This window comes from Aggregatibacter actinomycetemcomitans (assembly GCF_003130205.1).
Classification (GTDB): Bacteria; Pseudomonadota; Gammaproteobacteria; order Enterobacterales; family Pasteurellaceae; genus Aggregatibacter; species Aggregatibacter actinomycetemcomitans_A.
Genome location: NZ_NRDF01000027.1, coordinates 1 through 5,481 on the forward strand (window position 1 = coordinate 1; position 5,481 = coordinate 5,481).

At 50.1% G+C, this 5,481-nt stretch carries 1 tRNA gene and 3 rRNA genes; all 4 read right to left on the bottom strand.

From position 1 onward, the window contains the following. Positions 1–114 (bottom strand): 5S ribosomal RNA (gene rrf, locus DK423_RS10810); the annotation flags it as partial. A gap of 276 nt (positions 115–390) precedes the next feature. Further along, positions 391–3,413, bottom strand: a 23S ribosomal RNA gene (locus DK423_RS10815). A gap of 202 nt (positions 3,414–3,615) precedes the next feature. After that, positions 3,616–3,691, bottom strand: a tRNA-Glu gene (locus tag DK423_RS10820). A gap of 95 nt (positions 3,692–3,786) precedes the next feature. Next, positions 3,787–5,326: ribosomal RNA gene (locus DK423_RS10825) — 16S ribosomal RNA — on the bottom strand. Between the last annotated feature and the right edge of the window lie 155 nt (positions 5,327–5,481).

The following is a 5,481-nucleotide window of genomic DNA, read 5'->3' on the forward strand; positions in this document are numbered from 1 at the left end:
TTGGCGGTGACCTACTCTCACATGGGGATACCCCACACTACCATCGGCATTACGGCATTTCACTTCTGAGTTCGGTATGGGTTCAGGTGGTACCACCGCACTATCGCCGCCAATATTCTTTGATGACTATCCTCTCTCTTCTTTCCGCGCCTTCGCTTTCTTATTTCGCGCTTTCGCTTCTCCCGTTCTTTCCCTTCTACTCTCTCTTCCTGTACGCTATACGCGTCCTCTTCCAAAAACAAGCCTCAAACCAACTTCCTTCCCTCTCAACTCTCTCCTGAGCTACAGTCCTTTTTCTTCTCTTTATCTTTATCTTTCTCTTTAATTTAATACCGCTATTCTTATCAATACATCCGCCCGCACCCCTGCGCAAAAACACTTGAGCGTTGTATGGCTAAGTCCCTCGGGCAATTAGTACGTGTTAGCTCAACATATCACTACGCTTACACACCACGCCTATCTACGTCTTCGTCTTAAACAACCCTTACTGTCTTAAAAACAGGGAGAACTCATCTCTTGGCAAGTTTCGTGCTTAGATGCTTTCAGCACTTATCTCTTCCGCACTTAGCTACCCGGCTATGCGTCTGGCGACACAACCGGAACACCAGCGGTGCGTCCACTCCGGTCCTCTCGTACTAGGAGCAGCCCCAATCAATTCTCCTACGCCCACGGCAGATAGGGACCGAACTGTCTCACGACGTTCTAAACCCAGCTCGCGTACCACTTTAAATGGCGAACAGCCATACCCTTGGGACCTACTTCAGCCCCAGGATGTGATGAGCCGACATCGAGGTGCCAAACACCGCCGTCGATATGAACTCTTGGGCGGTATCAGCCTGTTATCCCCGGAGTACCTTTTATCCGTTGAGCGATGGCCCTTCCATGCAGAACCACCGGATCACTATGACCTACTTTCGTACCTGCCCGACCTGTCCGTCTCGCAGTTAAGCTTGCTTATACCATTGCACTAACCTCACGATGTCCGACCGTGATTAGCAAACCTTCGTGCTCCTCCGTTACGCTTTGGGAGGAGACCGCCCCAGTCAAACTACCCACCAGACACTGTCCGAACACCTGTAAGTGATGCCTCGTTAGAACATCAAACGTTAAAGAGTGGTATTTCAACGTCGACTCCATTGAGACTGGCGTCCCAACTTCATAGTCTCCCACCTATCCTACACATCAAAATTCAATGTTCAGTGTCAAGCTATAGTAAAGGTTCACGGGGTCTTTCCGTCTAGCCGCGGGTACACCGCATCTTCACGGCGATTTCAATTTCACTGAGTCTCGGGTGGAGACAGCCTGGCCATCATTATGCCATTCGTGCAGGTCGGAACTTACCCGACAAGGAATTTCGCTACCTTAGGACCGTTATAGTTACGGCCGCCGTTTACTGGGGCTTCTATCAGGAGCTTCTCTTGCGATTACACCATCAATTAACCTTCCAGCACCGGGCAGGCATCACACCCTATACCTCCACTTTCGTGTTTGCAGAGTGCTGTGTTTTTAATAAACAGTTGCAGCCAGCTGGTATCTTCGACCGGTTCAACCTTCAGGGGCAAGCCCTTACAATCTACGCCGGCGCACCTTCTCCCGAAGTTACGGTGCTATTTTGCCTAGTTCCTTCACCCGAGTTCTCTCAAGCGCCTGAGTATTCTCTACCTGACCACCTGTGTCGGTTTTCAGTACGGTTTAGATAAACCTTTCGCTTAGTGGCTTTTCCTGGAAGTCTGGTATCAGTTACTTCAGCCCCTTAAGGCCTCGTCGTCATCTCTCAGTGTTAACAGGAGCCCGGATTTGCCTAAGCTCCCCACCTACCAACTTAAACGTACATATCCAACAGTACGCTAACCTAACCTGCTCCGTCCCCACATCGCAGTTTATCCAAGTACGGGAATATTAACCCGTTTCCCATCGACTACGCTTTTCAGCCTCGCCTTAGGGGCCGACTCACCCTGCCCCGATTAACGTTGGACAGGAACCCTTGGTCTTCCGGCGAACGGGTTTTTCACCCGTTTTATCGTTACTTATGTCAGCATTCGCACTTGTGATACGTCCAACAAACCTCTCGATTCATCTTCTTCCGCTTACACAACGCTCCCCTACCCAACAGGCGTATCACTAATATTCCTCAATTTCCAACCGCACTTCCCGTCATGACTTCCGTCTCAACGGGTTTGACGCTTGACCAACCTGCTTCTCTTCATTGCGCAGGTTGTTAATCGTAAGGCGTATTAGTGATACGCCTGATGCCGCAGCTTCGGTGCTATATTTCAGCCCCGTTACATCTTCCGCGCAGGCCGACTCGACTAGTGAGCTATTACGCTTTCTTTAAATGATGGCTGCTTCTAAGCCAACATCCTAGCTGTCTAAGCCTTCCCACTTCGTTTCCCACTTAATATAGACTTCGGGACCTTAGCCGGCGGTCTGGGTTGTTTCCCTCTCCACGACGGACGTTAGCACCCGCCGTGTGTCTCCTGAGTATCACTCTTCGGTATTCGCAGTTTGCATCGGGTTGGTAAGCCGGGATGGCCCCCTAGCCGAAACAGTGCTCTACCCCCAAAGGTGTCCGCTCAAGGCTCTACCTAAATAGATTTCGGGGAGAACCAGCTATCTCCCGGTTTGATTGGCCTTTCACCCCCAGCCACAAGTCATCCGCTAATTTTTCAACATTAGTCGGTTCGGTCCTCCAGTTAGTGTTACCCAACCTTCAACCTGCCCATGGCTAGATCACCGGGTTTCGGGTCTATACCTCGCAACTACTCGCCCAGTTAAGACTCGGTTTCCCTTCGGCTCCCCTATCCGGTTAACCTCGCTACAAAATATAACTCGCTGACCCATTATACAAAAGGTACGCAGTCACCCTTTCAGGCTCCCACTGCTTGTACGTACAAGGTTTCAGGTTCTATTTCACTCCGGTCACCCCGGTTCTTTTCGCCTTTCCTTCACAGTACTGGTTCACTATCGGTCAATCAGGAGTATTTAGCCTTGGAGGATGGGCCCCCCTTCTTCAAACAGGATATCACGTGTCCCGCCCTACTTCTCGTTAGCTCAGTACCACTGCCGTGTCTTCAAGTACGGGGCTATCACCCTCTCTCGCCGTGCTTCCCAACACGTTCCTCTGACACCGCCGCTATCACTAACAGGCTCCTTCGCTTTCGCTCGCCGCTACTCACAAAATCTCGGTTGATTTCTTTTCCTCGGGGTACTTAGATGTTTCAGTTCTCCCGGTTCGCCTCATTATCCTATGGATTCAGATAATGATAGTGGGTTCTTCACCCACCGGGTTTCCCCATTCGGATATCTCGGATTAAACGCCTCTTATCGACTCATCCGAGCTTTTCGCAGATTAGCACGTCCTTCTTCGCCTCTGATTGCCAAGGCATCCACCTTGTACGCTTTGTCTCTTAACCATACAACCTCAAGTATTCTTGCCCTTAGGATATTAGTATATTCACCATAAGCGGCATACCTGCGCTGCGATTAATAACAGTTTTAAATTAAATTCGAGTAATCGCCTTTTCTCAATCACTCGCTCAGACTTTCTTGAAAGTCTCGTTTTCAGCTTGTTTCCGGATTTTTAAAGAACAGATAAGACGGATAATCATCTTTAAATGGCGTCCCCACGGGGATTCGAACCCCGGTTACCGCCGTGAAAGGGCGATGTCCTAGGCCTCTAGACGATGGGGACAACATGTAAAGATGCTATCTTTCACTTTTTCCTTTGTTCTTCCATTGTCTACAACCATCAAACAAACTGTGTGAACACTTAAAGTCGCTCATTAGTAAGGAGGTGATCCAACCGCAGGTTCCCCTACGGTTACCTTGTTACGACTTCACCCCAGTCATGAATCATACCGTGGTAAACGCCCCCCTCTCGGTTAAGCTATCTACTTCTGGTACAACCCACTCCCATGGTGTGACGGGCGGTGTGTACAAGGCCCGGGAACGTATTCACCGCAACATTCTGATTCGCGATTACTAGCGATTCCGACTTCATGGAGTCGAGTTGCAGACTCCAATCCGAACTTAGACGTACTTTCTGAGATTCACTCCCCATCACCGGTTGGTTACCCTCTGTATACGCCATTGTAGCACGTGTGTAGCCCTACTCGTAAGGGCCATGATGACTTGACGTCATCCCCACCTTCCTCCGGTTTATCACCGGCAGTCTCCTTTGAGTTCCCGACCAAGTCGCTGGCAACAAAGGATAAGGGTTGCGCTCGTTGCGGGACTTAACCCAACATTTCACAACACGAGCTGACGACAGCCATGCAGCACCTGTCTCATGGTTCCCAAAGGCACTCCCGTATCTCTACAGGATTCCATGGATGTCAAGAGTAGGTAAGGTTCTTCGCGTTGCATCGAATTAAACCACATGCTCCACCGCTTGTGCGGGCCCCCGTCAATTCATTTGAGTTTTAACCTTGCGGCCGTACTCCCCAGGCGGTCGATTTATCACGTTAGCTTCGGGCACCAAGGCTAAACCCCAATCCCCAAATCGACACCGTTTACAGCGTGGACTACCAGGGTATCTAATCCTGTTTGCTCCCCACGCTTTCGCACATCAGCGTCAGTACATCCCCAAGGGGCTGCCTTCGCCTTCGGTATTCCTCCACATCTCTACGCATTTCACCGCTACACGTGGAATTCTACCCCTCCCTAAAGTACTCCAGACCCCCAGTATGAAATGCAATTCCCAGGTTAAGCCCGGGGATTTCACACCTCACTTAAAGGTCCGCCTGCGTGCCCTTTACGCCCAGTTATTCCGATTAACGCTCGCACCCTCCGTATTACCGCGGCTGCTGGCACGGAGTTAGCCGGTGCTTCTTCTGTAGTTAACGTCAATGATGTTATCTATTAAACAACATCCCTTCCTCACCACCGAAAGAACTTTACAACCCGAAGGCCTTCTTCATTCACGCGGCATGGCTGCGTCAGGGTTGCCCCCATTGCGCAATATTCCCCACTGCTGCCTCCCGTAGGAGTCCGGGCCGTGTCTCAGTCCCGGTGTGGCTGGCCATCCTCTCAGACCAGCTAGCGATCGTCGGCTTGGTAGGCCTTTACCCCACCAACTACCTAATCACACTTGGGCTCATCTCATGGCATGCGGCCATTAAGTCCCGCACTTTCGTCTCCCGACTCTACGCGGTATTAGCGACAGTTTCCCGTCGTTATCCCCCTCCATAAGACAGATTCCCAAGCATTACTCACCCGTCCGCCACTCGTCAGCATAAGTACAAGTACTTACCCGTTACCGTCCGACTTGCATGTGTTAAGCCTGCCGCCAGCGTTCAATCTGAGCCATGATCAAACTCTTCAGTTTAAAAAAGTTTCATCGCTCAATAGCTGACTTAATTATATAAATAATATAAATAAACGAATCTTCGTAGCACCTATTAAGTCCTATTTTTAAATATCTAAATCTAAAACGAATCTCTAAGTGCCCACACAGTTTGTCTGATTGATTGTTAAAGAACA